The sequence below is a fragment of the Microcystis sp. M53603_WE2 genome, from assembly GCF_030065435.1.
On the sequence record NZ_JASJFF010001394.1, the window covers coordinates 1 to 3,755 of the forward strand.

The following is a 3,755-nucleotide window of genomic DNA, read 5'->3' on the forward strand; positions in this document are numbered from 1 at the left end:
CAGGTCAAGGTTTATTTACCCGGATTCGAGAAAAAACAGGTAAAACTGACGCAATCGGGTCCAGAATTAACCATCGAAGCCGGGGATCAACGGCGTAATATTGATGTACCACCGCCTCTAACCGGACGAGCGGTAAAAGGGGCCAAATTCCAAGACGGTTACTTAATTATTTCTTTTTAAGGGATTATGTCGAACACCGAGATAGAAAACAAGGATAATCGAGGCGCAAAAACTCGCCAATTATTGGGGATGAAAGGGGCTTCATCGGCAGAAACTTCCCTCTGGAAAATCCGCTTACAATTGATGAAGCCGATCACTTGGATTCCCCTAATTTGGGGGGTTGTCTGTGGGGCTGCTTCATCGGGGAATTATACTTGGTCTTTAGAAGATGTCTTAAAAGCGGCCACCTGTATGTTACTTTCCGGTCCATTGATGACCGGTTATACCCAAACTTTAAATGATTTTTACGATCGAGAAATCGATGCAATTAATGAACCCTATCGCCCGATTCCTTCGGGGGCAATTTCTATTCCGCAAGTAGTCGGCCAGATTTTGGTTTTATTAGCGGGTGGGTTAGGAATAGCCTATCTTCTCGATCGCTGGGCCGGTCATGATTTCCCGATCATGCTCTGTTTAACCCTATTTGGTTCTTTTATCGCCTATATTTATTCAGCGCCACCTTTAAAATTAAAACAAAATGGTTGGCTGGGAAATTATGCCCTCGGTGCTAGTTATATAGCCTTACCTTGGTGGGCAGGTCACGCCCTTTTTGGTCAGTTAAATTGGACAATTATGATCCTAACCCTCATCTATAGTCTGGCGGGTTTAGGCATTGCTGTGGTCAACGACTTTAAAAGTGTGGAAGGTGACGAAAAATTAGGCTTAAAATCCTTGCCAGTTATGTTTGGAATTACCACCGCAGCTTGGATTTGTGTGATTATGATCGATGTTTTTCAAGCAGGAATTGCGGGCTATCTGATTAGTATTCATCAGAATCTTTATGCCGCTATTTTACTGTTATTAATTATCCCTCAGATCACTTTCCAAGATATGTATTTTTTGCGGGATCCGCTCAAAAATGATGTCAAATATCAAGCCAGCGCCCAGCCTTTTCTAGTGTTAGGAATGTTGGTGACAGGTTTGGCTTTAGGTCAGGGGATACTCTGAAGATTGTAATTAATAAAAACAGGAAATATCCAGTTTATGGGACATAATCGCCTTGAATTGGGCTTCTGTTTAAGGTAACTTGAGCGGTCAAGGGGGGTGAAAATGGATTTTCGGTTCGATCCCCCCTTAATCCCCCCTTGATAAGGGGGGTGCCGATCCCGCCTTGATAAGGGGGGTATCTGACAATTTTTAACACCTACCTACTTAGCTCGATCCCTAGTCTTTTCGTTACAATCAAGAGGGAATCGATGCCGGGGGAAAAATTTACCTTTTTTTCTTCCCTCCGATTTGCCATTCTTGACGAACTAATCAAGAATAGTTTCTGTTTAACAAGATTGATTGAGACAAGTATCTCGAACCTAGTCACCATGAGTAATACCAGTAATTTTCGCCAAGCTTTACGCGAGGCTAAAAGCCAAGCACTTATCGGCCCCAATGTTATCCCCAAGGCCCTGCCCTATCTCGGTGGCGGTCTAATTTTGACTGCGGTGGGAACCTATGGCGGTTTAGGTGTGATCCAATCCTATCCCCAGATTTTCTTCCCGACTTTCTTTGTCGCTCTGATTGCCGAGATTATTTTATTTTTTGTCGCCCGTAATACTGCGGAAAGAGGCAATACAGGCACTGCTCTGCCCCTGCTGACTCTCTATAGTCTTCTTTCTGGCTATACTCTCAGTGGAATCGTCTATGTGGCCTTAGGTACTTCCGGTGTTGGTTTGCGAGGAGTGGCAATTGCTGCCCTCGGTTGCGGCATCGCTTTTGTCTTGGGACGCAATATCGGCTCGAATCTGTCGGAAAAAGATGGTTTAGCCCTGACTCAAACCGTTAGCATCGGTATTCTCGCTCTCTTTATTGTTCTCATTGGTCAGCTAATTTTCTCTATCTTTGGTGGCGCTACTCCCACCTGGTTAGAAATCGCCATTTCTGGCATCGGGGTTTTCTTGTTTGCTGGTTCGGCAGTGGTGGACTTTTACATCTTGCCCCGTACCTACAGAGATGAACAGTATCTTAGTGCTGCTTTATCGATGTATTTGACCTATATCAACCTATTTATCTTTATTCTGCGCCTTTTAATCGCTCTTAACGGTCGAGATTAGGGCAAATAGAGAGGAGTTAGAAATTAGTTACAACCTAACTTCTAACTCCGCTAGAATAGTAAAGAAATGTAAACGGACTGTAAAGATCATGACTGAACCACAACCGACTCAAACCCCCAAATTAGAAGATCCCAAATTTGGCTTTAATGACTATGCCGAGCGCCTCAACGGTAGGGCTGCTATGATTGGTTTTGTGATCACCCTGTTGATCGAGTATCTAACTGGCCAAGGTCTGTTATCTTGGTTAGGGTTACAGTAGTTTTTTAGGCTTTTTTAGGCATTCTAGGGGAAATATAGCCTTGAGTGTTAGCTAACGCATACAAGCTTCATGATTTTCCCCGTAGAATCCTTGCAAGACCGAATCACCTCGCTGTTGTGGTGTCCCGTGGGAGCGATTAGGAACTTCAAAATCGCCCACTTCCGAAGCGGCTTCCCCTAGAAGTTTTCCCGCTAGTATATAATCCTGTTTGGATAAACCTCTAGCTTCGGTAAATAACCAAGAAAGGGTATCTCCCGCTAGACAATCGGCCTGTAATTCAATGCCGATGCTCATCCCACCTTCATCGATGCCACCAATACCCCGATTCCACTGAACAGCGTGAGCGGCCTCGTGAGCGACGGCGTAAAGGGGAAATAAAGGATTATCGCTAATACCAGTAACTTGCTTGAGATTGACATAGACTGTATTATCTACAGTGCAGAAAGCCGCTAGGGAAATTACGCCGCAGGGAGTGGTTATCGGGCCATCGCTTAACAAATACTTAAAATTGATCTGGTGTAATTGAGCCGTATATTCAATTACCGCTTCTAGGGCATCCGTAATATCGTCTGCTTGCGCTCTCTGGGCTAGAGGGGATAAAATCAAGAGGGAACTACAAGAAACGGCAGATATCAGGGATAATAACCGTTTAAGGCCAGAGTTAGGTTTCATGGTACTAACAAAGTCGGGAGTGAGGAAGAAGTTTAATTGATCTGAATTAGCCTACCGCTACGATCACAATTTTAAAAGCTATGTATAAGACTTTCAGAGAAAATACAGAATTTACGCGGCTTTTGATCGAAGTTGACAGAATTTCTCCTCAAGGTTGAGGAAATTAATTTGGCACGACCACTGATTGTGTTGAAAATCTGCCCGTCAGTCAGGCAAAAAGCTCCCCATCAGGTCATTTCCCCATCTCCCCACCCCGAACATTCGTTACACTTGTACTACAAGTCTATCCCCATTTCTCGCAAACGAGCCGCCAGCCGTTGAGAACGCTGTCTTTCCGCTTCCAGAGCTTGCTGAGTAGCATTTAATTGCTCCTGTGCTGCGGCCGCTTGCTCCTGTGCTGCGGCCGCTTGCTCCTGTGCTGCGGCCGCTTGCTCCTGTGCTGCGGCCGCTTGCTCCTGTGCTGCTTCTTCTGGCAAGGGGATTAAATTGCCTTCCGAGTCATAAAATCTGGCCCAGATTGCCGTTTCTCGGTCAATAGTACCCTCCCAAGTTCCCAACCA

Annotated in this window: 5 protein-coding genes and 1 pseudogene; 4 read left to right on the plus strand and 2 right to left on the minus strand. The window is 45.1% G+C overall.

What is annotated here, in order from left to right; translation table 11 throughout:
• From PX481_RS29270 to PX481_RS29285, 4 genes are all read left to right on the plus strand, one after another.
• Nucleotides 1-180: ArsA family ATPase (locus tag PX481_RS29270; RefSeq protein ID WP_502888646.1), on the plus strand; the 180-nt coding region annotated here is incomplete at its 5' end.
• Nucleotides 181-186: 6 nt separating this feature from the next.
• Complete coding sequence (gene chlG / locus PX481_RS29275; RefSeq protein WP_004266754.1) at nucleotides 187-1,167, plus strand: chlorophyll synthase ChlG; 981 nt, start codon at nucleotides 187-189, stop codon at nucleotides 1,165-1,167.
• Nucleotides 1,168-1,535: 368 nt separating this feature from the next.
• Entirely contained in the window at nucleotides 1,536-2,264 is a 729-nt protein-coding gene (locus PX481_RS29280; protein ID WP_043999493.1) for a Bax inhibitor-1/YccA family protein, read from the plus strand.
• Nucleotides 2,265-2,352: 88 nt separating this feature from the next.
• Entirely contained in the window at nucleotides 2,353-2,523 is a 171-nt protein-coding gene (locus tag PX481_RS29285) for a CAB/ELIP/HLIP family chlorophyll-binding protein (protein WP_002742489.1), read from the plus strand.
• Nucleotides 2,524-2,574: 51 nt separating this feature from the next.
• Here PX481_RS29285 and PX481_RS29290 read toward each other — a convergent pair whose 3' ends face one another.
• Nucleotides 2,575-3,195: a hypothetical protein gene (locus tag PX481_RS29290; protein ID WP_004266757.1), complete on the minus strand. Its 621-nt coding sequence runs from the start codon at nucleotides 3,193-3,195 to the stop codon at nucleotides 2,575-2,577.
• Nucleotides 3,196-3,470: 275 nt separating this feature from the next.
• Nucleotides 3,471-3,755: pseudogene (locus tag PX481_RS29295) on the minus strand (Uma2 family endonuclease); the annotation flags it as partial.